Source organism: Solitalea canadensis DSM 3403, assembly GCF_000242635.2.
GTDB lineage: Bacteria > Bacteroidota > Bacteroidia > Sphingobacteriales > Sphingobacteriaceae > Solitalea > Solitalea canadensis.
In genome coordinates this window covers 4,692,794-4,717,337 of the sequence record NC_017770.1, presented here as the reverse complement: position 1 = coordinate 4,717,337, position 24,544 = coordinate 4,692,794, and the positions used below count along the sequence as shown (strand labels likewise).

Sequence of the window (24,544 nt, the reverse complement as noted above, 5' to 3'; positions counted from 1 at the left end):
ATTGACTGCCTAAACTCTACGCTTAAGCGTAAGTACAACGTAATTGGTGGTGTTCTTACGATGATACTGGATCAATAATCCACGATTATCTTTTGAACGTAATAAACCATCAATCTCAGAAACAGGCATTTCTGACACAGGTTTTAAGTTAATAGAAATAATTTCATCATCTTTTTGCAAACCCGCCTGATCAGCTGGAGAACCAGGCTGAACCAATGAAATGAAGTATCGTTTTACCGTCGGATCAGAAGCAAGCTCCAGTCCGCTCATATCATGTTCAAATGGCATATTGAAATATACGTTTGGTTTTAAGAACATTCTTCCTCTCGAATAATCGAAAGTTACAGTAAATCGTTTCAACAGGTCATTCCCGATATTTCCATTTCGGTTATTATTGTTAGTTATTTTTGCCCCAACATCAGAATAGTTCGGAAACGATGTAATCACATTTTTAACTTCAATATCGCTAAAAGCAAGATGTTTGATCCGACCAATATGTCCGTCGATAGGTCCGCTTAACCCTCTTCCCAAGTAAGCATCCAATGTTGAATCCGGAACCTTAATATCCGGGTTCGATGAAGGCTCTAATGAAACAGGATGACCAGCACCGGTATCGATGATTAATTTAGTTTTTACTATTTTTGTATCATTCATAGTCACTTCAGCAATCACGTAAGCACGTTGATTTTCGATAATGAGTGGAATTGGTTTGCATTTACGAGGTTGCTTAAAATCACTTGTATCATAAACAGTAATTAACTGGCTTACGTAATTTATTCTTACTACAAAGCTGTTAAAGAAATCAAATCCAATTATTCCATAAATCGGCATTCCCACATAAGCAGATAAGTCCAACACATCCTTTGGAATGATAGCTCCGGCCATATTAGTGCATTGGGTTTTACCGATCTTCATCTTTATTCCGGTAACGATCTGTGCCGTAAGATCATCCCCTTCTCCCAAACCTTTTATGGTAACATTTCGGCCTAATTGCAAATTAAGGGAGTCTTTTAAAGCCGGATTAGTAATCAGCATAATGCTTACACCACTATCCAGAATAAAGTTATATGGTCCGTGATCGTTTATGTATACAGGAAGAATGATCAGATTGCGTTGAAATTCAAAAGGCATATTTATCTGACCTTTTTTACCTTCTGTTATTCTGAACTGATATTGGGAGAATGCATGAAAACTGCAAAAAAGCAGTGCCACACTCAACAGTAAACTCTTTGAGAACGTTGATAGATGAAATGATATGTTAGGGTAACAAATCATTTTGAAATTGGTTGAGATTCGGACTTTGTCAATTAAAAAACAATTACCGAGAGCGTTACCAATAAATATACTAAAATGCCTTGTAATCCGGAATAAATACTTGTAATATTTTTAGTATACAATCTAAAGTTAATTAAATTAAGGTTAATCGTAATTTCATAACTGGCTATAATAATTACTAATATGAATGTTAATTAAATTTAAATTAAAAAAACGGAGATTAAGAAATAACACCCAACTAAAAAGCCCTTCGAAAAACGAAGGGCTTTTATCGACTACAAAAATTAGTATTATTCTTTAATTATCAATTGTTTGAGAACGGAACAGAAACTCCAAAAGTGATATTTCTTCCAATATTTGAAACACCTATTTCTTTGAAGCGACTTAAGTGGTCAATATAATTTTTATCCGTAAGGTTCTTTCCGTTAACAAATACAGTAAGGACTTCACGTCCTGTTTTACTTCGCAAAGAAGCACCAACAGAAGCATTTAATATTGTATAACCGCTAGAGGTTGTTTCGAAAGGATCTACCTTATCTTGCTTAAAACTGGTCTCTAACCCAACGCTTGCAAACAAGTTCGATATTAATGCATCTTTTTTATTGTCGAAATTATATCGAAGGGTATTAATCATTTTTGCTTGTGGAATGAATGGAAGATCAGTTTTAGCGTCATTATTTGTGCCACGGGTATAAGCAAATGAGTTTTCAAAATGCAATGCATTAACCGGGTGTACATCAAAACTAACCTCTAACCCACGAATTGATGAATTTCCCTGTACATAACGATAAACTGGATAAAAACCGCCATCAACTTCTATTTCTTCGTTATTGGTATTTTGATAATAGATATAATCGTTTATGAGATTATAATAGCTGTTTAACCCTGCACTAAAGTATTTACCTTCCCAGTCCAAAGAAGCATCAAACTGTGTACTGGTTTCCTGATTAAGATTTGTATTTCCGATTTCGTAACGGAAGGCCCCTTCATGAACTCCATCTGCACTTAATTCTGCAATATTAGGAGCGCGGAATCCACGCCCAATATTTGCTTTAAAGTTAAGTGCATCCGTAAGTTGATACGTCATACCCACAGATCCTGATATATTCGAAAAATTATTACTAAACTCATTAAACTGAAACTCTTGTTTTCCGTTTAGTTTGCGGTTATCAAACCGTACCCCGGCATCAAAACTTAATCGCTCCCATTCTTTCTTAACATAAGCAAAAATACCAGCCGAATACATGTCATAAGCAGGGATTAATGCTTCTTCCCCTTTATTCTCATTATTTTGTATGGTACCTGAAATACCAACTACAGGTGCCCATCCATTATATTCTGGGAAATAGTATTTGCTATCCAATGAATAGGTGTTGAGATAAAAATAAGTGGCAGGATCAGTTGCTGATTCCTCTAATTCTTTCCGTTGGTTATTCTGGAAACCAAGGGTAGTTTTCAAAAATCCCTTACCAAGCGAAATGTTAGTATTTAAGGCCAATTTCTGGTGAGTAATATGCTGAAATGGCAAAAACATAGATCTGCTTTTAAGATCATCCGCAGAAACCGGATTTCCTTCTCCATCAACAAAACTTCCATTATCATCACGTTCACCTTCGGTTAACCCTAATTTTGTATTAAAACGTGAATAAGTTAAATGAGCAAATCCCCACGACTTATTCATGCCAACCATAGCACTTAAATCATCCTCTTTAAAAGCACTGTTATAGACACGTTCCGTAGGTGTTTTATAGGACATGGCGTTTTTATAGGTGCCGTTTAGGCGGTAAACAAAACCGTTTGTGTTACCTTCAAATTGGATATTATTAGCTGTTAAACCGTTATTAAGCGAATAATTAGTATTGAATTGCCCTTTTATATTTCCATGTGTAGTAACAACGGGATCAATAATATTAATAACACCTCCCAATGCGTCTGAACCATAGAATAAACTTGCCGGCCCCCTTAATACCTCCACTTTTGCCGCAGCATATTGGTCGATCTCAATCCCGTGCTCATCTCCCCATTGTTGACCTTCTTGTTTAACATCATTGCTTAAGGTAACCACGCGGTTATAACTCAGCCCTCTGATAACCGGCTTTGAAATAGCCCCACCTGTGGTAACTTGCGATACTCCCGGAACCTTACTTAAAGCGTCAACAATATTCGTAGCTCCACTTTGTGTAATTTCTTTTCTTGAAACAACTTCTATTGGTGTACTATTTCTTGAGTTTTTACCCAAAATAGGAGAGCCAGTTACCACAACTTCATTCGCCTCAATCACTGAAATTTCCATTTCAAAATTTACTATGACTGTTGTTGAAATATCTATTGCTTGAGTAATTGTTTTATAGCCCAACTGGCTTACATCAATCATTAACTTCTTTTTAGGAAGATTGGGCAATGAATATTCTCCATTCGAATTGGTCGAAACGCCTACACGCAATGCAGAAACACTAACTACGGCGCCCGCAATTGGCTGCCCGGTTTTTTTATCTGTTACCCGTCCGGATAAATTTGAAACTGCATTAGCATTTACATTTTCCGTAAGACCAACAAGAGAGAAGAGTATAAATATGAATGATAGAAACTTAGCTTTCATCTGAAATGATTGTACAATCTGATTAACCTGCGCATCATGAATTAAATGCGAGTAATCAATACGTAAATAATAACTGTTTGACATTTCCGATAAGACGGAATGTTAATCAGCGAATAATAAATCGATAAGGAAATTTATACCCTGTTAAACTAAGGTATATTAAAAAGGAGGGGATTGGAATGGAGGAGCGCGTAACTGCTTTAAAGAGTTTATAAAAAGCTGCGCCTTTACATTCTCTACTGCAAAAAATCTTACAACTACACTGTAATAGCTTAAGTGCAGTTGATTTTCCACCAGAAAGTTCTTTACAAAAGGGAAACTACAGATCAAACATGACTCCGATCCGTCAGAAGCTTTTAGCACAAATCCCTTTACAGGTTTGGTTTCATGCGTCGCATTTTCCGTTGCTGATTTATGGTGGTGAAATGCAGAAAAAGGCGTCAGGGTTATCAGGAACACAGCCAACAGCCAGCCCGATAACAACTGCTTAATTTTGTTGTTTTTTGCCTTTATTACTAACATTGATGTCCCAAAAATAGTCAATAAATCTTTCTTAATTAAAATTTTATCTAATGGATACGCTTAACACCATTGAAAACTGACCGGATTACAATATCCTGAAATTATATAAGCAACTGCATCACGATAATAGGATGGATTGGTGTCAATTTGGTCCAAAATGGACTAGACTGAAAACAACACTTTGTTTCTTATTAAAACCGGAAGATAAAAACAAAAAAAGGGCACAAGTTTTTGTGCCCTAAATAACTATTAGAATAACTCGTTTATTACTTCATCTTCAACAATAGTTGGCATTGTTATCTTTAGTAATGGAGTTCTTTCCATTTCCCTGGCTATTGCAAAGTTTGCTTCTTTGTTGCGCGCCCAACTTCTACGGGCAATGCCGTTGTTAACATCAAAAAACAGCATGTTTTGCAATTTTTGTTTAGCCTCATCACTTCCATCGAGCACCATTCCGAACCCTCCATTTATCACTTCTCCCCAGCCAACACCGCCTCCATTATGAATGGAAACCCAGGTTGCACCACGGAAACTATCTCCTATAACATTATGTACTGCCATGTCGGCTGTAAAACGACTACCGTCATAAATATTGCTGGTTTCTCTGAATGGAGAATCTGTTCCACTTACATCGTGATGGTCGCGACCTAAAACTACCGGAGCTGACAATTCACCAGATTTAATTGCCTCATTAAATTTCAACGCAATTTTAGCCCGACCTTCTGCATCGGCATAAAGAATACGTGCTTGCGAGCCCACAACCAGTTTATTTTTTTCAGCATCTCTGATCCAAATGATATTATCCTGCATTTGTTGCTGAATTTCTTCAGGAGACTGTGCTTTAATTTCTTCCAAAACTTCTCTTGCAATGCGGTCAGTTGTTTGTAAATCTTTAGGATTTCCTGAAGTACACACCCAACGGAACGGACCAAAGCCATAATCAAAACACATCGGGCCTAAGATATCTTCAACATATGAAGGATATTTAAAGTCGATTCCGTTTTCGGCCATTACTGCTGCGCCGGCTCGGCTACATTCCAGTAAAAAGGCATTACCGTAATCAAAAAAGTAAGTTCCTTTAGCACAATGACTATTAATTGAAGCCGCATGTCTTCTCAATGATTCACGTACTTTTTCTTTAAATAACTCGGGATTGGCCGCAATCATTTGGTTCGATTCATCAAAGCTCAATCCTGCCGGATAATAACCTCCCGACCATGGATTGTGCAGTGAGGTTTGATCTGAACCTATTTCAATAAAAATGCCTTCTTTATCAAATTGCTCCCAAACATCAACTACGTTTCCGATAAAAGCTAGCGAAACAGTTTCTTTATTGTCTTTGGCTGTTCGCACACGAGCAACAAGCGTACTCATATCCTCGATTAATTCATCAACCCAGCCTTGTGAATGGCGCTTGGTTGCTGCCGCCGGATTTATTTCGGCACAGATAGTTATACATCCGGCAATATTGCCTGCCTTAGGCTGCGCTCCGCTCATGCCACCTAAACCTGCTGTCAGGAAAATTTTTCCTTTAGAATCAGCGTCCTTGCCCAATTTTTTCCGGAAAGCATTCATTACGGTAATGGTGGTACCATGAACGATCCCTTGAGGACCAATATACATGTAAGAACCAGCCGTCATTTGTCCGTATTGGGTTACGCCTAAAGCATTGTAACGCTCCAAATCATCAGGTGAAGAGTAATTTGGAATCATCATCCCATTGGTAACAACCACACGTGGAGCAGATTTCCCGGAAGGGAATAAACCCTGTGGGTGACCACTATAAATATTCAACGTTTGCTCATCAGTCATCGTTGCCAGCAGCTGCATAGTTAACAGGTATTGAGCCCAATTTTGAAACACAGCACCGTTTCCTCCATAAGTTATTAGCTCGTGAGGATGCTGCGCTATGGCAGGATCAAGATTATTTTGAATCATGAGCATGATTGCTGCCGCCTGAATACTCTTACAAGGATATTCATGAATTGGCCGTGCATACATCGCATAATCAGGTCTGAAACGATACATATAAATACGACCGAAAGTTTCCAGCTCTTCTAAAAACTCTTCAGCCAGTTCTTTATGCCACTGTTTAGGAAAATAACGTAAAGCATTGCGCAGACTCAGTTTTTTCTCTTCTCTGCTTAATAGTTGTTTTCTAATTGGCGCATGGCTTACAGCTGTATCGTATGCTTTTTTTGCCGGCAATTCAACAGGAATGCCTTGAAGTACTTGTTCTTTGAATGTCATAGTGGTATTAATGACCTTTAGTTTACTGATTAAATTGGTTCAGCAAAAATAAGCGCTGCATGCTCATAACTGAAACAATCCACAAAAAATTCCGATACAATTAATAACAGTACTACGCATTTAAGAAAAAGATCGAACGAAATAAATTACAAAAGGCCCTTTTCCAATGGTTATATCACCTTTTTCCCATTTTAAGCTTATCTTCGCCCACCTATTTACTTAATGCAATTTCCAATGAAAAAAACTCTACTTATCATTTGTTTTTTGGCTATTTCAATTACAGCTGTTTATTCACAAAAAATTGGCTGGGGACTTAAAGCTACTTATCAGAAAAGTAACTATTCAAAATTCGGATTAAAAGAACGTGAAGGCTCTGGCGATATTCCTTCGGAAAGAAATAGCTTTTCTTTGTCTGTTTTTCTTGAAAAGAACCTAAACAACAATTTATCATTTCAACCGAATCTGACTTTTACCAATCGTGACATGTTCCTTCCTGTGTATGCGCGTTTCTACACAGATGAATCTATGAGTACCATTCAATACTACGAAGGAATGACCATAGATCTAAGTTACATACAAATGCCACTACTGTTTAGGTATCATCCATTTCCATATCTGAATATTTATGCTGGACCTAGTATCGGACTGGCAGTAAAAACTCAAGCAAAGTTAAGAAACAGCTACTATGATGCTCAAACTGGTTACTTTCTCGGCTCAAACTATACTAAATCAACAAAAAAGGAAGAAAAAGAGCTTTTCAACTCATTTGATGCAGGAATTCAATTTGGTTTGGGGATAGAGTATAAAAAATTTGAGTTGGGCGTATTTTATGAAGAAAGTTTTATATCTCCCTTCAAAGACCGAGATGGCATTTTCAGCTACAAACCAAGATTCAGGGCTCCTTATGTTTCGCTTGGCTATAGGTTCAAATAACCTATTTAACAGAAAGACTTCTTACGGTATATAAGAAGTCTTTTTTATTTTATCCTTCAGCGGTTGTGGGATCAATGATACTATAAACTCTGGCAATACTGTTCGCCGGAAATCCTCCCTGATCAGCATGTTGTTGCACTGTTTTCTCATCCGGTGCAATATAAACACAATACAATTTATCACCCGTTACATAACTGTGAACCCACTGGATTTCAGGACCCATACTCCTTAAAACATTACATGATTTTTGGGAAATACCTATTAGCTCATCTTTTGAAAGATTTCCTGCATTAGGTATCTCTCTTTCAATAACAAATTTTGGCATAAAGACCTCCTGTTTTTTGAAAAGTTTGCATTGATTATTAGTTGTGATACTGTACAAAAAAATGGCGGGATGATCGCTTGAAGGAGATACAATTTAGTCAATTTACCCAAAAAATAAAACGCTGTTTAAACTTTATTTCGTTCGGCATTTCCGGCCTGTTTGTCCGTCCTTTGCTTGGCGTCATGTTTAACCTTAGCCTCATCAATTGAATGAGTGGCATGTATTCCCTCCGTTTTTGAGAGTTCGGAAAGTTTGATGTAAAATCTCTTTAGCACAATTAAATCTTCTTCTGTCAGATCCTCAATATCGATTAACCGATTGCTAGCTCCTTTGGTACAAGCAATAAGTTCATTCAATTTTAATTGGAGGGCCATTGTGTCTTTGTTCTGGCTTTGTTGAATTACAAAAACCATCAAAAAAGTAATAATTGTTGTTCCTGTATTTATGACCAATTGCCAAGTATCAGAATAATTAAAAATTGGACCGCTAACAGCCCAAACAATTATTACTGCAAGAGCAACGATAAATGCAGTTGGGCTGCCAGTTACTTTCGTAATCTTGGTAGAAAATCTGTCAAAAAAACCTGAAAATTTTCTTTTAGTTCTTTTCTCCATAGAAGTATTAATTAAGTTAAGGCATTCATATATTGCTACTTATACAAGGCAATTATTAATCCAAATAGCACGCAGCTTTAATAGTCGACGGTAATTGATAATTTAGCAGATTGATACAACTGCTTGCAAACGCAAGCAGGTTAAAAATTATATAAATGACCCCTGCAGAAATCAATAATAAATGGTCGAAGCTACAGCAAAAGATTGCTGACGATTTTGACAACGATACTCCAGACTTAAAAGTGATGCTTTTTTTAATTGGAGTACAAGAGCTTGGAAAAGGTCCACAAAAGTTTTCCAAACGACAGAAAGAAGAATTAATGCATATTGCCACTTGTCGCCTGTTTAGTGAAATGGGATTTTATGAGCTCGAAGGCCTTGATCAGGATGGATGGCCGCATTGGAAAAAAACAAAAAATCTTCCTAACTATACATTACTAGAGCAAGAATTACTAATGAAATCCTTAATTGTTCACTATTTTGAGCAATTATATGATATCAGCTTTTAACTAAAACCATATGAAGAAAGTTTTTTACTGCCTATTATTAATCGCTGGAATCGTTGTTTCCAATTCATCATTTGCACAAAAGAAACCAACCAATTATTACGTTAAATTAAGTACTGACTCGGGCAGTTGTACCATCCGACTTTATAATGAAACACCCTTGCACCGGGACAATTTCATTAAGCTCACCGAAAAACATTTTTACGACAGTTTGTTATTTCACAGAGTGATTAAGGATTTCATGATTCAGGGTGGAGATCCTGATTCAAAAAATGCCCCTGCGGGTAAAATGCTTGGTAATGGAGATGCTGGTTATACAGTTGCGGCAGAATTTAATGACAGTTTATTCCACAAAAAAGGAGTATTAGCTGCAGCACGCGATAATAATCCGGCAAAAGCTTCAAGCGGTTGTCAGTTCTATATTGTACAGGGTAAGAAATATACAGAAGCTGACCTTGATCGGATTGAGCAAACTCGTTTACAGGGCAAAAAAATCCCTTTATCACAGCGTGAGGTCTATAAAACCATTGGGGGAACTCCGTTTCTTGACCGTAATTATACGGTTTACGGTGAAGTGGTTGAAGGCATTGAATTGGTTGATAAGATTGCAGCTACCAAGACGGATGGAAATGATCGTCCGATTCAGGATATGAGGATGAAAGTGGAGTTGCTAAGTAAAAAGGAAACAAGGAAATTAGAGAAGAAGCTTAAAAAAGAAAAGGAAAAGAAAAAATGAGAATAATATCCTATAACGTTAATGGCATCCGTTCAGCTATTTCAAAAGGATGGTTAAACTGGCTCCAGGCAACCGATGCAGACGTTGTTTGTTTACAGGAAATAAAGGCTCATCCCGAAAATATACCTGAGGAGATCACTCTGCTTGAAGATATGGGCTACAAATATCAATATTGGTATCCGGCGCAGAAAAAAGGATATAGTGGCGTTGCGATTCTTTCACGTATTCAGCCTGAATCGGTTGAGTTTGGCTGTGGCCATGAGCAATATGATTTCGAGGGGCGTGTGGTGCGTGCTGATTTTCCGAACGTTTCTGTCATGAGTGTTTATCTGCCATCAGGATCAAGCGGCGAGGAGCGACAAGGGATAAAATTTGAGTTTATGAAATTTTTTATGGAGTATGCTACACAGACCCGTTGGAAATACCCAAAACTCATTATTTCTGGCGACTATAATATTTGCCATCGACCTATCGATATTCATAACCCAAAATCAAATGCTAATTCCTCAGGTTTCTTACCTGAAGAACGCGAATGGATGGAAAAATTCATCAACGCAGGCTTTATAGACACATTCCGACACTTTAATCAGGAACCTCATAATTATACCTGGTGGAGTTTCAGAGCAAATTCAAGAGCCAAAAACTTAGGGTGGCGTATTGATTATCATATGGCTACCAAAGAACTGGAAATGGAACTAAAACGTGCAACAATATTACCAGATGCAAGACATTCGGATCACTGTCCGATTTTAGTAGAGATTTAGTATTTATTACGGGTTTATATGTTACGAATTGAATTTTTCGTTTTTTAATGCGTGTAACGATTCGTAATACCTAACTCGTAACTCGTAATTTAACAGACCATGATCATCATTAATATAAAACAACTTTGCGGCATTCAATCTCCAGATAAACGCTTGTTACAGGGGAAAGAAATGACTGACTTACCCTCCATTGAAAATGCTTGGTTAAAAGTAACCGATGGAAAAATCGCAGATTTTGGTTTAATGACCGAACTAGACCCTGCAACCTTTGAAAATGCTGATGAAGTTATTGATGCCACCGGAAAATTAATTCTTCCAACATGGTGCGACTCACATACTCACCTGGTATTTGCCGCCTCAAGAGAGGAAGAGTTTCTGATGAAAATTCAAGGCAAAACCTATGAGGAAATAACAGCGGCAGGTGGAGGAATCTTAAATTCAGCAAGAAAGCTGGCACATACACCAGAAGAAGAGTTATATAATTCGGCTGCTAAAAGGCTAAATGAATTAATCGGCCTGGGAACGGGAGCCATTGAAATTAAAAGTGGATATGGTTTAAGCTATGACGCAGAGTTAAAGATGCTCCGAGTTATCCGTAAGCTAAAAGAAAACTTTTCTATTCCTGTAAAAGCTACCTTTTTAGGGGCTCATGCTTTTCCTGCAGAATACAAACAAGATCACAAAGGTTATATCGATTTACTAATAACTAAACTTTTACCACAAATAGCTGATGAAGGCTTGGCAGATTATATTGATGCCTTTTGTGAACAAAATTATTTTTCAATAGAAGAGACTGAACAAATAATTGACGCGGGAGCCAAATACGGGTTAAAAGCAAAGATTCATGCTAACCAATTTACGAATACCGGAGCGGTACAGGCTTGTGTCAGAAAAGGTGCTCTTTCTGTAGATCATTTAGAGGTTACCGATGATGCTGTGATCGAATCTTTGAAAGGATCGGAAACAATTGCAACGCTTTTACCCTCATGTTCATTGTTCATTAATATTCCTTTTGCCAATGCACGCGGCATGATAGATGCAGGACTTGGGGTTGCGTTGGCATCTGATTTTAATCCGGGTACCACACCTTCGGGCAACATGAACCTGGTAGTAGCTCTTGCCTGCATGCGAATGAAAATGTTGCCAGCCGAAGCAATAAATGCTGCCACATTGAATGGCGCATACGCAATGGATCTTTCTTCATCTTATGGAAGTATTTCTAAAGGAAAACAAGCTAATTTTATGCTAACCAAAGAGATCCCATCAGTTACTTTTATGCCTTATTCGTTTGGGTCGAACCATATAGATACAATTTTTATCAATGGTAAAAAATATTAACTTACTGATAAAAAACAATTTAATAAATGATTTTAGTATCAAGGAGGTTTTTAAACTTAATTACTGGGAAATTTGCCCAAGCAATAACGCTTTGGCCTTTTATCATATTAAAATCAAAAGAACTACGCACTGACAGGTCGTTAATAAACCATGAACGTATTCATTTACGACAACAACTGGAGTTATTTTTAATCGGCTTTTATCTTTGGTACCTGATCGAATTTTTAGTCCGTTTAGCACAAAAGAAGGATTTCACCAATGCCTATTATGCCATAAGTTTCGAACGCGAAGCCTATCTACATGATTTAGATTTTGGTTATTTAAAACACCGACGACTTTTTGCTTTTTTTAAGTACATTTAAATTTATCCCCTCAAACAATGAAATTACAAACTTACTCCGAAGACTATATTTTAAGCCTGACTTCTGTACGTGATAATGAAGTAAAACTTGGTGAACGAGTTTTAACCGTTTCATCCATTAATACTTTTTTTGAAGATCTTGTTAATTCTCCAGCTCGTTTTGTTTTGTTGGGTTTACCGGAAGATATTGGAGTGAAGGCTAACTTCGGACGCACAGGTGCAAGATCAGCCTGGACACAAGCATTAAAATCTTTTTTAAATGTACAGAGCAATGACTACTTATCAGGAAGTGAAACTTTAGTTTTAGGTCATATTGATTTCGCTGATTTGCTCGAGCAAGCTGAGAAACTAAATCCATTATTTGAAGAACAAGCCACACAACTCAGAAACTTGGTTGAAGAAGTTGATAAGCGGGTAATTAAAATTGTAAAACTGATTGTTAAAGCAGGAAAGCTGCCCATTATAATTGGTGGTGGTCATAATAACTCTTATCCAATTATTAAGGCTGTTGCAGAAGGTTTACATGAAGGTGGAAGTAGTGCAGAAAAAGCGATCAATTGTATTAACCTTGACCCTCATTCGGATTTCAGACCTCTTGAAGGCCGACACAGTGGCAATGGATTCAGTTATGCTCATAATGAAGGGGTGTTGAAGCGCTATTTTATTCTTGGTATACATCAAAACTATCAACCACAAGAAGTGTTGAGCGTTCTTAAAACGCATCCTGATTTAGGATATATCACTTTTGAAAGTATAACGCTATTAGACAAGACTGATTTCGGTTCGGCAGTAATGGATGGGATTAATTTTGTTAAGGATCGACCCGCCGGTATCGAAATAGATATGGATGCCCTTACGATGATGCCATCAAGTGCTGAAACGCCAAGTGGCTTTTTGGTAAATAATGCCCGACAATATATTCATCGTGCCGGTTGCTTATTAGATCCGGCCTATTTGCATATAGCAGAAGGAGCTCCATCATTAAGTGGAAATCCGGAAGATAACAGGGTAGCAAAAACTATTGCTTATTTGATCACTGATTTCATGAAGGCTATCCGTCCGCCTGCTAAAAGTAAATAATTCCAGAAGGAGTGATACAGGCGTTTAATGGAAAATCATATTCGTCTGTATCATTTATTCTTTCAATAGGTTCAAATTGAGACAAACCAATCGTTTTAATATCTGATCGGCATTCGATTAAAAAACGATCATAGAACCCCTTCCCATATCCCACACGAAACCCTTTTTTGTCAATCGCCAGCAGAGGGACCAATATCATATCAATTCTCTCCGGACTAATTTTGTTACCGCTCACAGGCTCCGGAATGTTCCAATTATTCTTCTCAATAACCAAATCATCATCGATTAAAAAATGAGTAAGGGTTAGTGATGAGAAATTACTTTGTGGAACAGCTATTTTAATATGAGGATACTTCTTGTGAAGATAATCGACCATCAAGGAGGTATCTATCTCATGTTTCTCCACAATAGACAAAAATAGATGCAGCACATTAACTCCAGCAAGATCTATCTGTTTAAACTGCTCAAGAATAGCTGTATTAATCAACCTGAATTCAGATTCACCTAATGCTTTGCGTTTTTCAAGAAATAATTTCCTGAGCTGGGCTTTTCTTGTCTCCAATTTAACAGCTGTGTTCCTTTAAAATTAATAAAGCAATCTAAACTTAATTGTATGCTCGATCTTTTTCAGGGCCTTAATCACTTTCTTGTCGTATTCGGTATTAACATCTGTGATCACATAGCCAATCTGATCGTTTGTTTTCAGGTACTGCGCTAAAATATTTATATCATGATCAGCCATCACACTATTGATCTGCGCCATTATTCCAGGCACATTATGGTGTATATGAATCAATCGGTGCGCTTTTTCCTGCTTTAACAACTGAATATTTGGAAAGTTACAGCTTAAATAGCTTGAGCCTTTATTAATGAAATCGGCCATGCGTTTAGGAATAAACTCACTATTTCTTGGATTGCTTTTGCGGTCGTCAAAAACAACCATGCCCATTCGCGTGCATAAGTTCAGATCGATCTTATCTTTGGCGCTTCCCAAACAACCAATTGTTTTTAAAGTAATCGCTCTGCTTAACTTTTCATTTTCAACCGTTACACCGTTACCTAAAAGCAACATCCCAACATCTGCCACATATTTTTCTTCGAATGATGTTTTATGTCTGATTGAAAAACCATCCTTTTTTAAGATTGACAATGATTCTTCATGAATATCGCCAATGCACAAACATAATATCCTGTTCTTAGGATACGATATAGCCATTGGAAGGTTGTTCACATACAAGAATTCATCGAAGCTAGGTAAAACGTGATCGGCATTTTTCACTACGTTTGAGCGTTCAATATTTTCTGTGTAAGCAAAAAACTTTTTGATCAGACCAGACTCTTTTAACTGAAAGTCTGAGTAACCATCACCTATTCCGTAAAGATTACCTTCCCAATTAAGTTGTTTCAAAAGCTTCACCTTTCCACCTTCTTGAGAAAGTGGGTTGGTAATATCGTAACCTATAATAGTTCCCTGTTCGTTAAATTCAAATGTATTCGCGTAAATATTCTCTGATTTGATCTTGTAATCGCTTACCACCGGAGTAATAAACTCCTTGAAACCACCTGAAACAATAAAAACTTCGTCGGCGTGTTTCTCAAAGAATTTTCGATTGCGAGAGAATGAAGAAGAAACCTTTTTCTTTAAAACCTTAACCAACTTCTGAAGATGCTCACTATTGGCACCCAGTAATTTAACTCGTTCGCGCAAACTATCAGTAAACGACATCCTTCCTTCCATTGCAGCATTGGTATAATCCTCAATCTGCTTTAGCACTTTATCCTTGTCAGGGTGACCTTTTAATGAAATCTTTACCAATTCATCCAGTGCCTCTACTTGAGTAAACGTACTGTCGAAATCAATTATATATCGGTTCTTCAAAATGAAATCAATTTAATTTGCCATCAAAAATGCAAAATTAACAACGTATTTCCACATAAAATAGCAATATACAAACAAAATGGAATCAAAATTACAAATAGTTAATCTAGCCTCTTAGTGTTTTCTGCTTTTCGCAGATATAACGAATGGATTCATCGAGAGGTATAAAGTGGTGGTCGATCGACTTTAGCAATTTTTCATTAGAATAATATTGTTTAACAGGTGCAGCAACGGCTGTATCCTTCGTTAACGAAGCCTCTTTCCCGGTAATCAATGAAATAAACTTGGCTAATCGCCACCCAATTGACAGATGCCATTTCTTTACTAAAATTGATGGAGCTGGCTTATTTAAGTTTTTAGCGATAAGGGAAAACAATTCTTTAAAACTGAGATTGCCACCGTTAATAATAAATCGTTGATTGATGATATCACTTTCCATCAGTCTGATCATAGTAGCAGTCACATCCCGTACATCCACATAACCACAACCGCCTTCGGCATAAATTTTACTGCCTTTATCAATCATCCCAAAAAGCCGGCCACTTCCCTTAGCCCAATTATCCATTCCAATAATAATTGACGGATTTACCACAATGGCATTTAGTCCCTCGGCAGTTCCCCTCCAAACTTCGTTTTCACTTTCATACTTACTAACCGCATAAGCTGAATTTGTAGGCGCATATTCGAATTTGTGATCCTCATGAATAATTTCACCAGGCTTACCAAATCCAATAGCTGCTATCGAGCTAACATGTACCAATTTATCTACACCCATATTAAGGCATGCATTAACGACATTTGCCGTGCCTTCAATATTGGTTTTGTACATTTCAGCTTTGTACTTTGGATTGAGGGCTACCTTAGCTGCACAATGGTAAACTTTTGAAACACCCTGCAACGCATCTTCAAGAGAAAAGTAATCCAGCACATCACCATCTACCCATTCTATAGCAAGCTGTTTAATATTTTCCGGAATTTCAGCGGAGGCTCGTTTAATTGCACGTACCTTCTGTCCGGAATTTATAAGATCAAGCGCAAGATGAGAACCTAGAAAGCCTGTAGCGCCAGTAATAAGAATCATGTACCTTGTTTTCCTTTTTTAGCACTGCAAGATACGGATTTTCTAGTTTCAGCATTATTTAAACAACAGATTTTAAGATTATGGATTCATCCCAATTAAAAAAAACTCTATATAAGATGGAGCATTGTTAATAACTCCTTCCGTCAAAGATTTCCTTTTTCCTTTTTCCTTCGTTACTTTGTTGCTGCAAAAACCCGTACTCAATGAACCTTTCCGACTTTTTAGCTCCCGTTAATCTTGATTCGCTAAGACCTGAAAAGGGATTTCAGTCTGCCAGTTTTGGTGCTGTATTTTCTATTTATGAAGAGCCCGGATCTTTTCCTGAGCTGGAAGGCATTAACCTGGCACTGGTTGGAGTGGAGGAGGACCGTTATTCTATCAATAATGAGGGCTGCTCGCAAGCACCTGATCATATCAGAGCCTATTTATATGCTTTAAATGAAGGCAGTTTCAAGAGTAACATTGTGGATCTTGGCAATATTAAGCCCGGTGAATCAGTACGCGACACTTATGTTGCCCTCAAAGTTGTGTGCGAAGAGTTGATGAAACTGAATATCGTCCCGATTATTTTGGGTGGTGGGCAAGATCTAACCTATGCACAATATCTCGCTTATGAGGGAATTGAACAACGAGTAGATCTGGTAGCTATCGATAATCATTTTGATCTGGACGCAGCAGCGGAAGATCTTCAGAACAATTCTAAATCTTACTTAAACAGTATTATTCTTCATGAACCCAACAATCTATTCAACTATAGCAATATTGGTTATCAAACCTATTTTGTAAACCAGGAGAGTCTGCGGTTGATGGATAAGATGTATTTCGATACACATCGTGTAGGAGAAATGGTTCAAAATTTACAGAATACCGAACCAATTATCCGGAATGCAAACATGATTTCATTTGATATTTCTGCCATTCGCCAAAGCGATGCTCCGGGAAATGCCAATACAACACCTAACGGGTTTTATGGTGAGCAGGCTTGTCAAATGTGTCGTTATGCAGGGATGAGCGACAAATTGCTGTCGATTGGATTTTATGAGATCAATCCAAAATTTGACCGTCACGGACAAACCTCACATTTGATTGCTCAAATGATCTGGTGTTTTATTGAAGGTTATTATAATCGTAAACAAGATTACCCTTTCAACCCAACGGAAGACATGACCAAGTACCGTGCTTTCATTACCAATGACAGTCACGAAGTAATTTTCTATAAAAGCCCGAAAACCGGGAGATGGTGGATGCAGGTTCCTTTTCCAAACAATACAAAAAATGAACGCTTTTACTTGGTTCCTTGCAGTTATTCGGATTATCAGACTGCAAGCAATGGAGAAGTTCCTGACAGATGGTGGAGAACATTTCAAAAACTTATATAAGATTTCTGTAGCGTCATTTTCGATGCCTGGAGCCCATTGATCCTGAGACAAGAATTGCACCTCCAATAAGGATCAAAGCGCCTCCCAGTAAGATAGCCCATAAACCGATCGGACTACCGAATATAGCAAAGATTCCGGCTACTAAAAGGAACGCACCTACTATCATTAATGAGGCCCCTGTAAAAGTTTTTGCCTTTTGTGGAGGTGGAGGAGAAGCTGCTTTATATTTTTCCGACAAACTATTTATTCGTTTGTTCAGCTTTTCCTGCTGCTTAACACTCAGTTGCTGATTTTTTTTTGCGCTTATAATTTGTGTGAGTGATCCTTGGGAATATTCATCCGGCATCTCTACTTTCCTAATCGTTTTTTTGCTCTGATATTCAGGATGAATGATCGGTAACTCATCATCTACCTGTGGAGCTACTTCCTGTTCAATAATAGTCTTTTCAATCACAGTGGCTTCAAGATCTTTTACAGAAATACATTCCAATGAAGGAGGGCGTTGGGGAAGCTGTTCGTTTACCCGGACAAAACGGATGTCACGGGAACATGCAGAAAACAAAAATGCTACAAGGAAGATGATGGTTATCCGCATAGATCAGTTATGATGAACATTTTTCATCATTAATCTAAGCATTTTTTCTTGATTTATGCAAAAAATCCCATCACAGCTAAACCGGATGGGATTTAAGGAAGTATTTACAAAACCTATTGAAGGTCGAAACCTATGTCTTTACGATAGTATTTTCCTTCAAAGTTTATTTTTTGTGCATTTGCATTGGAAACCGCCAACGCAGAAGGAATATCATTTCCTAATGTGGTAACAGCAATCACACGACCACCGGCAGTAACCACTTTTCCACCTTTTTGCTCGGTACCTGCATGAAAAACAATGCTACCTTCCGTTGCATTAAATCCGGTAATTTCTTTTCCTTTTTCATAATCTCCGGGATAACCACCCGCCACCAACATAATTGTGGTAGCTGTGCGCTCATCCACTTCAAATGATTTCTCTGAAAGATTTTCCTGCGCAACACCTAAAAACAGATCAACAAGATCTGACTTAATACGTGGTAAAACGCTTTCGGTTTCAGGGTCACCCATACGCACGTTGTATTCAATCACATATGGATCACCACCATCATTCATCAGTCCGATAAAAATAAACCCTTTATAGGGGATGTTATCTTTCTTTAAACCCTCAACGGTAGGAATAACAATTTGTTCTTCAACCTTTTTAATGAATTCTTCGTTTGCAAAAGGTACTGGAGAAATTGAACCCATACCCCCTGTATTTAAACCAGTGTCGCCTTCGCCAATTCGTTTATAGTCTTTGGCAGATGGTAACAATTTATAGTTTTTCCCGTCAGTTAATACGAATACTGAAAGTTCAATCCCTTTTAAGAATTGCTCTACCACAACTGTTTTACTTGCATCACCAAACTTGGCATCAGCAAGCATTGCTGTTAATTCTTGCTTTGCATCTTCAAGTGTTTCGCAAATCAACACTCCTTTACCAGCGGCCAATCCATCAGCTTTTAACACAATTGGCAATGATTGTGTTTCCAAATAGCTTAAACCCTCAGCTAACGTCTCAGCGGTAAAACTTTCATAAGCAGCTGTTGGAATATTATGACGTTGCATAAACTGCTTTGAGAAATCTTTACTTCCTTCGAGCGTAGCACCTAATTTTTGCGGTCCGATAACCGGAACATCTTTCAATTGATCATCGGCCAGGAAAAAATCATGAACACCTTTTACCAGCGGTTCTTCAGGACCAACCACTACCATGTCAATGCCTTTATCAAGTACAAATGTTTTAATAGCATTGAAATCAGTTGCCTTGATAGCTACGTTTTCACCACATTGCGATGTCCCAGCATTTCCGGGAGCTATGTATAATTTGCTCAATTTATCGCTTTGCGAGATTTTCCATGCGAAGGCGTGTTCGCGGCCGCCCGATCCGAGGAGTAAAATGTTCATGTAAAATAAATTCCCTAATGGTTACAATTCATGAAAGAAGATTCTTCTGGAGTAAAAGCCTTTCATTATTCAAGAATTGTGGCAAAGATAAAAAATTGAATTGTGGTGGCAATTATTAAATAGACAGTAAATTAATTGGTGTATAAAACAAAACTTCAATAAGTTGTTGTAAATTAATAGCATGCATATAGTCATTATCTCATCAAGCGTAAGAATTGGCCGTAACAGTCATCGGGTGGCCCTTTATTTCAAAAATTATATAACAGAAAACAAACTGGCAACTGTGGAAATTCTTGATTTGAATGAATACAAATTTCCTGTATTTGATGAACGATTACGATTTATGAAAGATCCTTCGCCACAAATATTACAGTTTACCGATAAAATTAAAGCAGCGGATGGTGTAATTATCGTAACACCGGAATACAATGGCGGTTATCCTGCTGCGTTGAAAAATGTGATCGATTTGCTTTACGATGAATGGAAACGTAAACCGTTGGCATTGGCAACTGCATCAGCAGGACCGTTTGGAGGAGCTCAGGTTACCACCTCTCTTGTTTTTACGTTATGGAAAATAGGATTCTGGCTAGTTCCAGCCATGTTTGCGGTGCCAAAAGTTCAGGATTCGTATGATGAGAACGGTGTTCCTGTCAACAAGGAACTAACAGATAAGCTGGCGAAAGGGTTTATCGGAGAACTGATTTGGTGCATGGAAGCAAAAAAAAGAATGCATGAATAGTCACAGAAATAATTTATTATGAAATATAAACTAGAGAAACCTGTACATGGGCTCATTGGCACAGCTAACTATCAGTGTACCATTGAATGGAGAAACGGAGTATTTATTTCAGATGAACCTGAATCAACAGGAGGCAAGGATGAAGGGCCCGATCCGTTTACCTTACTACTCTCTTCCCTAGCCTCTTGCACGTTAATTACTCTTAGAATGTACATTGATCGTAAGAACCTAGACATTCCACGCATTGCTGTGAATGCAAATATGTACCAGGAAATTAAAGACGGTATTACCACTACTATTATTGACAGAGACATTCAGTTTTTGAGCCGTGTTGAGAAAGATGTGAAAACCAAATTGGTGGAAATTGCCAAAATGTGCCCCATTTCTAAGATACTAGAGCAAAACGCCCAGGTTAGGACATTTGTTTTCAGGGATACATTTGAAACAGAAAAGGTGATCGATTATAAGAACGATGATATAACTGTGGAATGGCGTCCGGAGCTTTGCCAACATTCAACCCGTTGCTGGTCGCAGATGTTGCAGGTTTTTGATCCTCGTGAGAAGAAATGGATCAAGGTTGACGGAGCAAGTCCTGAACGAATACGCCAACAGATCGAAAAGTGCCCGTCGGGAGCATTAGCATTCCATTATAATAAAGATGCAGATTCCAGCAACGAGAAATCAGCATCATAAGTCATATAAATAAAAATTCCCGATAGTTTGCACTATCGGGAATATGTTGAATCGTCAGTTTTATAAGGACGATAGATTACTTAGTTTGAAACAAGTTTTAGTCCCAAGATTGCCCCAATCAAGAGGACAATAAAAAAAAGTCTCCAGAAGTCACTTGGCTCCTGAAAAATAAAGATACCTACCAACACTGTACCTACAGCTCCAATACCGGTCCAAACGGCATAGCAGGTTCCCATTGGGATGGATTGTGCTGCTTTATTTAACAAAGCAAAACTGATAATAATGCACACAAAAAATCCCACACTCCATTTGAGATTGGTGAAATTGTTAGATAGTTTCAAACATGTGGTGAAACCGATCTCGAACAGTCCACCCAAAAACAGAATAATCCAAGCCATAATTTTAGCTTAATGAAAAAGTTATGGTTTTTCGTTCAGGGGAAAAACAGACCCGGTTAGAAATGCCGTGTCAGGCGAAGAGCTGCAAATATACGAAATTTGAAAAACAGGGTGTTAATCATACAGATCTTTTACAAATCTGCTGATGTATGTATTCAAGCCTTTCCCTTTTTGTGCAAGATCCTTCATCCGCTCAACGTGATCAATCCCAGCCTTTCTGTAACTGTAAGTATAGGTTCCTCCGGTATTAAACCGCACCACAATATAATCGGTTCCTATGTTATAAGAAATCACACCTGAATTCCGACTATTAGCGTAGAGATGCATTGTAAATCCATTATTTACACCAAGTTATTAAAGAATTCTCTTTATAACCACTACTTTGTCCACAACCGCCACCTAAAAAATACTTGTCCGTTTATTGATTTTATAGAAAAATCAGGATTAGCACTCTGGTCAGTTAAAGGAAGCTGAAGATTTAGTCCCGCATCAAATCGTCTTTTGCAATACATTAATTCAAGCTTAGCCGCAATGAAATTCGGCTTAATGAAATCTGACGACTTAACAGTGTAAACAGAGTCTCTAAGCAATAGATTTCTCATAAGGCGCGTATCTGTTTGTCGGATTACTGCGGTGCCCTGTTGATTATAATTTAAACCAGCACCTACAGCGAACATTGGTGTTATTTGGTAATTGTACTGAACTCCTACTCCAAAACCCATTGTTTTAAACAAGAATGTTTTATGATTAATGATGGTCAATGAATCGGACAGATCACTTTGATCTGTATAGTCGGATAATGGTTTATTATTGATAAAGTTTTGTTGAAAGGGAACAAAAGTTAAAAAAACCTCATTTTTATTCCATCGTTTTGAAATCCAAATAGAGGGAACAAAAGTTTTATAAACTTGCTGCTCACCATTACTTCCGGTAAAATACTGACCATTGGCGTTAGTAACCATGGGAATATTCCATTGCAAACCTGCGTCGACAAAATGAAGGAAACTTAAACCGGAACCTTTCTTATTGACCGAATCGATCTTTAATGTTGATTTGATAAATGACTTTTCCTTTATCTCCATTGAAACATATTTTGTAGGTTTCAATGAGAGTGAAGGGATTAGAGGACAAAAATCGTCTTCTTTCTTTTTATCCCAATCGCTGTTATGTTTTACAACGTGGTTTGTTGATGAACTATTTATTCTTGCTAAAGCTTCCTTATACTCTTTATTATTTTTTTGGGTAAGCAGCTCATCCATTGTAGTCGAGCTAACTGACTTACCATCTTTACGATCTTCATACTTACGATTCTTCACTTTATTTGTAAGCGTCATTTGTCTTACATCGATTTCGGGAATGGCACCCCCTTTTCGAACACCCTTGTGAATGGCATTATTTTTTTGTGATTGTTCATTTTCAGATAAACCTGGATTGAATACCTCCTGATTTTTCTGGATTTGTTTGTTAGATTGAGGCCTACTTTTTACATTACTTCTATCAGAATCTACTAAATCTTCTGCACTGATTGTTTTTTTGTTTCTCTGTTCACTAGGAGCGTTTTCTGTTGGATCATTTTGTGAGGAATCATTGCCATCAACAGTTTTGATGCCCCCGACATTTTGAACACCTTCTTCCTGCAAAACATTTATTTGATTGACTCCTGCCGGATTATCTTTTGAGGAATACAACCAAATACCTATTATTGAGGTTACCACAATTACACCTATACTAATTTTTCCTAAAGTACTTTTAGCCAATTTTTGAACAACAGAAGACACCCCTCCCGATTTTACAGGCAGTTCGGCATTGAGCTGAATTTGCATTTTGCTCCATGCTTCTTCCACAGAAATATCCGGTTGAGGATAATTCTTGTTTAGTTGGTCAATATCATTATTCGTGTTTTGCACTTTTTAGTATATATCCTTCTTTGTAAGCAATTTCTTTAGTATTGTTCGTCCTTCATTCAAATGCCACTTAACTGTTCCTTCACTTAACTCCATTTGAGCTGCTATTTCTTTTATCATAAAACCTTCAATGTAAAACAGTGTACATACAGCACGTGTAGCCGGCGGGAGTTTTCCGAGAAAATAATAAATATCCCCCCAGTCCAATTCCTTAAATGGATTATGTCCGATGGCATTTTCGATAGCTCCAGTTATTTCAACATTTAATGGCTTATTGGAATTATTTCTAAGGTGGGTGAGGGCGGCATTTCTTACAATGGTATAGGCCCAGGTAAAAAGTTCGCCTTTTGCGCTGTCGTACTGATCAATATTCTTATAAACATTCAACATCCCATTGTTTAATGCTGTTATAATATCTTGCTCATCGTCAAAGAATTTACGGCACAATGCAAACAAACCAGGATAGAACTGACGATACAGCTTCTCCTGGCTTATTCGCTCATTACGCTTACAACCCTTTACTATGTCTACGAGGCTCTTCAAAATCAAAAAAATCCCACCTGCATTTAACAGACGGGAATGGATTATTATTTTTTATAACGAAAGAGGTGCAACAATAACTCCACTGATATATGGCCAGTTAAATGTATAATTACTACCGTTTTTCACTATTGAGCCTGTATATGTAGTTCCGTTTAATTTTACAGTAAACCCATAAGTTCCGTTTACAGGTGCATACAAAACATTTGTTGCGGTAGCTTTTTTCTGTCCTGCGGTGCAGTAAGAACTTGAAGGAATATCAACTCCTGTATAATGAATGCTTAACGAGGTGGCATCAAAACTAGACGTGTTAACAAGTATGTTATTTAAACAATCATAACTATTAACCGTCTCGGCAGTAAGCGTAATAAACGTAGTTGTATCATTACCCAGAGATGGAGTAATTCTTATTTGGTCGCCCGTTAAAGCAACCGTTGTCGAACTGTATCCTCCAGTAGTATCTTTAGTAGATACATTCAGTGCCCTAACATCATCTTTCGGAGCAATAACCACATCTTTATTACATGCGTGCAAGGTTACCATTGCCAGAGCAATTGTTAACGCATTTAAAATTAATAATGCTTTTTTCATCTTAACATCTTTTAGTTTTTCAATTAAGTATTTTATACAAGGCCGTTGTACTGG

At 37.6% G+C, this 24,544-nt stretch carries 26 protein-coding genes; 10 read left to right on the top strand and 16 right to left on the bottom strand.

Annotation, left to right across the window (positions count from 1 at the left end; all coding sequences use genetic code 11):
• Window positions 1–9: 9 nt before the first annotated feature.
• The 4 genes from SOLCA_RS19875 to SOLCA_RS19860 all read right to left on the bottom strand — a co-directional run bounded on the left by SOLCA_RS19875 (window position 10) and on the right by SOLCA_RS19860 (window position 6,646).
• On the bottom strand, window positions 10–1,212 hold the full coding sequence (locus SOLCA_RS19875) for an aspartyl protease family protein (protein ID WP_052308670.1): 1,203 nt from the start codon (window positions 1,210–1,212) through the stop codon (window positions 10–12).
• A 367-nt stretch (window positions 1,213–1,579) separates the two neighbouring features.
• Window positions 1,580–3,958 (bottom strand): TonB-dependent receptor, encoded by a 2,379-nt coding sequence (locus SOLCA_RS19870; protein WP_014682269.1) that lies wholly within the window; start codon window positions 3,956–3,958, stop codon window positions 1,580–1,582.
• Between the two features lie 75 nt (window positions 3,959–4,033).
• On the bottom strand, window positions 4,034–4,396 hold the full coding sequence (locus SOLCA_RS19865; RefSeq protein WP_014682268.1) for a hypothetical protein: 363 nt from the start codon (window positions 4,394–4,396) through the stop codon (window positions 4,034–4,036).
• A gap of 249 nt (window positions 4,397–4,645) precedes the next feature.
• Window positions 4,646–6,646, bottom strand: coding sequence for a urocanate hydratase (locus SOLCA_RS19860; RefSeq protein ID WP_014682267.1), 2,001 nt, complete (start codon window positions 6,644–6,646; stop codon window positions 4,646–4,648).
• Between the two features lie 234 nt (window positions 6,647–6,880).
• Between SOLCA_RS19860 and SOLCA_RS19855 the strand changes: the two genes are divergently transcribed.
• Window positions 6,881–7,579 (top strand): porin family protein, encoded by a 699-nt coding sequence (locus SOLCA_RS19855; protein ID WP_014682266.1) that lies wholly within the window; start codon window positions 6,881–6,883, stop codon window positions 7,577–7,579.
• 49 nt (window positions 7,580–7,628) lie between these two features.
• On the opposite strand, the gene SOLCA_RS19850 is transcribed toward SOLCA_RS19855, so the two are convergent.
• Together SOLCA_RS19850 and SOLCA_RS19845 are read right to left on the bottom strand one after the other, a co-directional pair.
• Entirely contained in the window at window positions 7,629–7,904 is a 276-nt protein-coding gene (locus SOLCA_RS19850; protein WP_014682265.1) for a DUF4242 domain-containing protein, read from the bottom strand.
• Window positions 7,905–8,029: 125 nt separating this feature from the next.
• A complete protein-coding gene (locus SOLCA_RS19845) occupies window positions 8,030–8,518 on the bottom strand; it encodes a low affinity iron permease family protein (RefSeq protein ID WP_014682264.1) in 489 nt (162 codons plus the stop codon).
• A 155-nt stretch (window positions 8,519–8,673) separates the two neighbouring features.
• On the opposite strand from SOLCA_RS19845, the gene SOLCA_RS19840 reads away from it, so the two are divergent.
• The 6 genes from SOLCA_RS19840 (at window position 8,674) to SOLCA_RS19815 (ending at window position 13,303) form a co-directional block, all read left to right on the top strand.
• Window positions 8,674–9,027 (top strand): hypothetical protein, encoded by a 354-nt coding sequence (locus SOLCA_RS19840; RefSeq protein WP_014682263.1) that lies wholly within the window; start codon window positions 8,674–8,676, stop codon window positions 9,025–9,027.
• A gap of 10 nt (window positions 9,028–9,037) precedes the next feature.
• Window positions 9,038–9,760 carry a peptidylprolyl isomerase gene (locus SOLCA_RS19835; RefSeq protein ID WP_014682262.1) on the top strand — a complete coding sequence of 241 codons (723 nt, stop codon included), beginning with the start codon at window positions 9,038–9,040 and terminating at the stop codon, window positions 9,758–9,760.
• Window positions 9,757–10,524 (top strand): exodeoxyribonuclease III, encoded by a 768-nt coding sequence (locus SOLCA_RS19830; RefSeq protein WP_014682261.1) that lies wholly within the window; start codon window positions 9,757–9,759, stop codon window positions 10,522–10,524. The genes SOLCA_RS19835 and SOLCA_RS19830 overlap by 4 nt, the downstream gene beginning before the upstream one ends.
• 99 nt (window positions 10,525–10,623) lie before the next feature.
• The gene (gene hutI, locus SOLCA_RS19825; protein WP_014682260.1) at window positions 10,624–11,862 is read left to right on the top strand and encodes an imidazolonepropionase; all 1,239 of its coding nucleotides are present in this window, start codon (window positions 10,624–10,626) and stop codon (window positions 11,860–11,862) included.
• Window positions 11,863–11,888: 26 nt separating this feature from the next.
• On the top strand, window positions 11,889–12,224 hold the full coding sequence (locus tag SOLCA_RS19820) for a hypothetical protein (protein WP_014682259.1): 336 nt from the start codon (window positions 11,889–11,891) through the stop codon (window positions 12,222–12,224).
• Window positions 12,225–12,241: 17 nt separating this feature from the next.
• Window positions 12,242–13,303 (top strand): formimidoylglutamase, encoded by a 1,062-nt coding sequence (locus SOLCA_RS19815; RefSeq protein ID WP_014682258.1) that lies wholly within the window; start codon window positions 12,242–12,244, stop codon window positions 13,301–13,303.
• Here the strand turns inward: SOLCA_RS19815 and SOLCA_RS19810 are convergent.
• The 3 genes from SOLCA_RS19810 to SOLCA_RS19800 form a co-directional block, all read right to left on the bottom strand.
• Entirely contained in the window at window positions 13,290–13,865 is a 576-nt protein-coding gene (locus SOLCA_RS19810; RefSeq protein ID WP_014682257.1) for a 5-formyltetrahydrofolate cyclo-ligase, read from the bottom strand. The genes SOLCA_RS19815 and SOLCA_RS19810 overlap by 14 nt on opposite strands.
• 24 nt (window positions 13,866–13,889) lie before the next feature.
• On the bottom strand, window positions 13,890–15,182 hold the full coding sequence (locus SOLCA_RS19805; RefSeq protein WP_014682256.1) for an HAD-IB family phosphatase: 1,293 nt from the start codon (window positions 15,180–15,182) through the stop codon (window positions 13,890–13,892).
• 106 nt (window positions 15,183–15,288) lie between these two features.
• Entirely contained in the window at window positions 15,289–16,263 is a 975-nt protein-coding gene (locus SOLCA_RS19800) for an NAD-dependent epimerase/dehydratase family protein (protein WP_014682255.1), read from the bottom strand.
• A gap of 203 nt (window positions 16,264–16,466) precedes the next feature.
• Between SOLCA_RS19800 and SOLCA_RS19795 the strand changes: the two genes are divergently transcribed.
• Complete coding sequence (locus SOLCA_RS19795) at window positions 16,467–17,642, top strand: formimidoylglutamase (protein ID WP_014682254.1); 1,176 nt, start codon at window positions 16,467–16,469, stop codon at window positions 17,640–17,642.
• 13 nt (window positions 17,643–17,655) lie between these two features.
• Here the strand turns inward: SOLCA_RS19795 and SOLCA_RS19790 are convergent, their stop codons facing one another.
• Both SOLCA_RS19790 and purD read right to left on the bottom strand, forming a co-directional pair.
• Entirely contained in the window at window positions 17,656–18,237 is a 582-nt protein-coding gene (locus SOLCA_RS19790) for a DUF308 domain-containing protein (protein WP_014682253.1), read from the bottom strand.
• A 113-nt stretch (window positions 18,238–18,350) separates the two neighbouring features.
• Window positions 18,351–19,625 (bottom strand): phosphoribosylamine--glycine ligase, encoded by a 1,275-nt coding sequence (gene purD, locus SOLCA_RS19785; protein WP_014682252.1) that lies wholly within the window; start codon window positions 19,623–19,625, stop codon window positions 18,351–18,353.
• Window positions 19,626–19,806: 181 nt separating this feature from the next.
• On the opposite strand from purD, the gene SOLCA_RS19780 reads away from it, so the two are divergent.
• Together SOLCA_RS19780 and SOLCA_RS19775 are read left to right on the top strand one after the other, a co-directional pair.
• On the top strand, window positions 19,807–20,364 hold the full coding sequence (locus SOLCA_RS19780; protein WP_014682251.1) for an NADPH-dependent FMN reductase: 558 nt from the start codon (window positions 19,807–19,809) through the stop codon (window positions 20,362–20,364).
• Between the two features lie 18 nt (window positions 20,365–20,382).
• Window positions 20,383–21,057 (top strand): (4Fe-4S)-binding protein, encoded by a 675-nt coding sequence (locus SOLCA_RS19775; protein ID WP_014682250.1) that lies wholly within the window; start codon window positions 20,383–20,385, stop codon window positions 21,055–21,057.
• An 80-nt stretch (window positions 21,058–21,137) separates the two neighbouring features.
• Here the strand turns inward: SOLCA_RS19775 and SOLCA_RS19770 are convergent, their stop codons facing one another.
• The 5 genes from SOLCA_RS19770 to SOLCA_RS19750 form a co-directional block, all read right to left on the bottom strand.
• Entirely contained in the window at window positions 21,138–21,455 is a 318-nt protein-coding gene (locus SOLCA_RS19770; protein ID WP_014682249.1) for a DMT family transporter, read from the bottom strand.
• Window positions 21,456–21,569: 114 nt separating this feature from the next.
• Window positions 21,570–21,782: a hypothetical protein gene (locus SOLCA_RS19765; protein ID WP_014682248.1), complete on the bottom strand. Its 213-nt coding sequence runs from the start codon at window positions 21,780–21,782 to the stop codon at window positions 21,570–21,572.
• Between the two features lie 50 nt (window positions 21,783–21,832).
• The gene (locus tag SOLCA_RS19760) at window positions 21,833–23,362 is read right to left on the bottom strand and encodes a hypothetical protein (RefSeq protein WP_014682247.1); all 1,530 of its coding nucleotides are present in this window, start codon (window positions 23,360–23,362) and stop codon (window positions 21,833–21,835) included.
• Window positions 23,363–23,365: 3 nt separating this feature from the next.
• The gene (locus SOLCA_RS19755; protein ID WP_157604611.1) at window positions 23,366–23,902 is read right to left on the bottom strand and encodes an RNA polymerase sigma factor; all 537 of its coding nucleotides are present in this window, start codon (window positions 23,900–23,902) and stop codon (window positions 23,366–23,368) included.
• A 51-nt stretch (window positions 23,903–23,953) separates the two neighbouring features.
• On the bottom strand, window positions 23,954–24,490 hold the full coding sequence (locus SOLCA_RS19750) for a hypothetical protein (protein ID WP_157604610.1): 537 nt from the start codon (window positions 24,488–24,490) through the stop codon (window positions 23,954–23,956).
• Window positions 24,491–24,544: the final 54 nt, after the last annotated feature.

Excerpts from the sequence above, each read along its gene's own strand:
- SOLCA_RS19870 (WP_014682269.1), bottom strand. The coding sequence starts at position 3,958 with ATGTCAAACAGTTATTATTTACGTATTGATTACTCGCATTTAATTCAT.
- SOLCA_RS19865 (WP_014682268.1), bottom strand. The coding sequence starts at position 4,396 with ATGTTAGTAATAAAGGCAAAAAACAACAAAATTAAGCAGTTGTTATCG.
- SOLCA_RS19860 (WP_014682267.1), bottom strand. The coding sequence starts at position 6,646 with ATGACATTCAAAGAACAAGTACTTCAAGGCATTCCTGTTGAATTGCCG.
- SOLCA_RS19855 (WP_014682266.1), top strand. The coding sequence starts at position 6,881 with ATGAAAAAAACTCTACTTATCATTTGTTTTTTGGCTATTTCAATTACA.
- SOLCA_RS19850 (WP_014682265.1), bottom strand. The coding sequence starts at position 7,904 with ATGCCAAAATTTGTTATTGAAAGAGAGATACCTAATGCAGGAAATCTT.
- SOLCA_RS19845 (WP_014682264.1), bottom strand. The coding sequence starts at position 8,518 with ATGGAGAAAAGAACTAAAAGAAAATTTTCAGGTTTTTTTGACAGATTT.
- SOLCA_RS19840 (WP_014682263.1), top strand. The coding sequence starts at position 8,674 with ATGACCCCTGCAGAAATCAATAATAAATGGTCGAAGCTACAGCAAAAG.
- SOLCA_RS19835 (WP_014682262.1), top strand. The coding sequence starts at position 9,038 with ATGAAGAAAGTTTTTTACTGCCTATTATTAATCGCTGGAATCGTTGTT.
- SOLCA_RS19830 (WP_014682261.1), top strand. The coding sequence starts at position 9,757 with ATGAGAATAATATCCTATAACGTTAATGGCATCCGTTCAGCTATTTCA.
- hutI (WP_014682260.1), top strand. The coding sequence starts at position 10,624 with ATGATCATCATTAATATAAAACAACTTTGCGGCATTCAATCTCCAGAT.
- SOLCA_RS19820 (WP_014682259.1), top strand. The coding sequence starts at position 11,889 with ATGATTTTAGTATCAAGGAGGTTTTTAAACTTAATTACTGGGAAATTT.
- SOLCA_RS19815 (WP_014682258.1), top strand. The coding sequence starts at position 12,242 with ATGAAATTACAAACTTACTCCGAAGACTATATTTTAAGCCTGACTTCT.
- SOLCA_RS19800 (WP_014682255.1), bottom strand. The coding sequence starts at position 16,263 with ATGATTCTTATTACTGGCGCTACAGGCTTTCTAGGTTCTCATCTTGCG.
- SOLCA_RS19795 (WP_014682254.1), top strand. The coding sequence starts at position 16,467 with ATGAACCTTTCCGACTTTTTAGCTCCCGTTAATCTTGATTCGCTAAGA.
- SOLCA_RS19790 (WP_014682253.1), bottom strand. The coding sequence starts at position 18,237 with ATGCGGATAACCATCATCTTCCTTGTAGCATTTTTGTTTTCTGCATGT.
- purD (WP_014682252.1), bottom strand. The coding sequence starts at position 19,625 with ATGAACATTTTACTCCTCGGATCGGGCGGCCGCGAACACGCCTTCGCA.
- SOLCA_RS19780 (WP_014682251.1), top strand. The coding sequence starts at position 19,807 with ATGCATATAGTCATTATCTCATCAAGCGTAAGAATTGGCCGTAACAGT.
- SOLCA_RS19775 (WP_014682250.1), top strand. The coding sequence starts at position 20,383 with ATGAAATATAAACTAGAGAAACCTGTACATGGGCTCATTGGCACAGCT.
- SOLCA_RS19770 (WP_014682249.1), bottom strand. The coding sequence starts at position 21,455 with ATGGCTTGGATTATTCTGTTTTTGGGTGGACTGTTCGAGATCGGTTTC.
- SOLCA_RS19765 (WP_014682248.1), bottom strand. The coding sequence starts at position 21,782 with ATGCATCTCTACGCTAATAGTCGGAATTCAGGTGTGATTTCTTATAAC.
- SOLCA_RS19750 (WP_157604610.1), bottom strand. The coding sequence starts at position 24,490 with ATGAAAAAAGCATTATTAATTTTAAATGCGTTAACAATTGCTCTGGCA.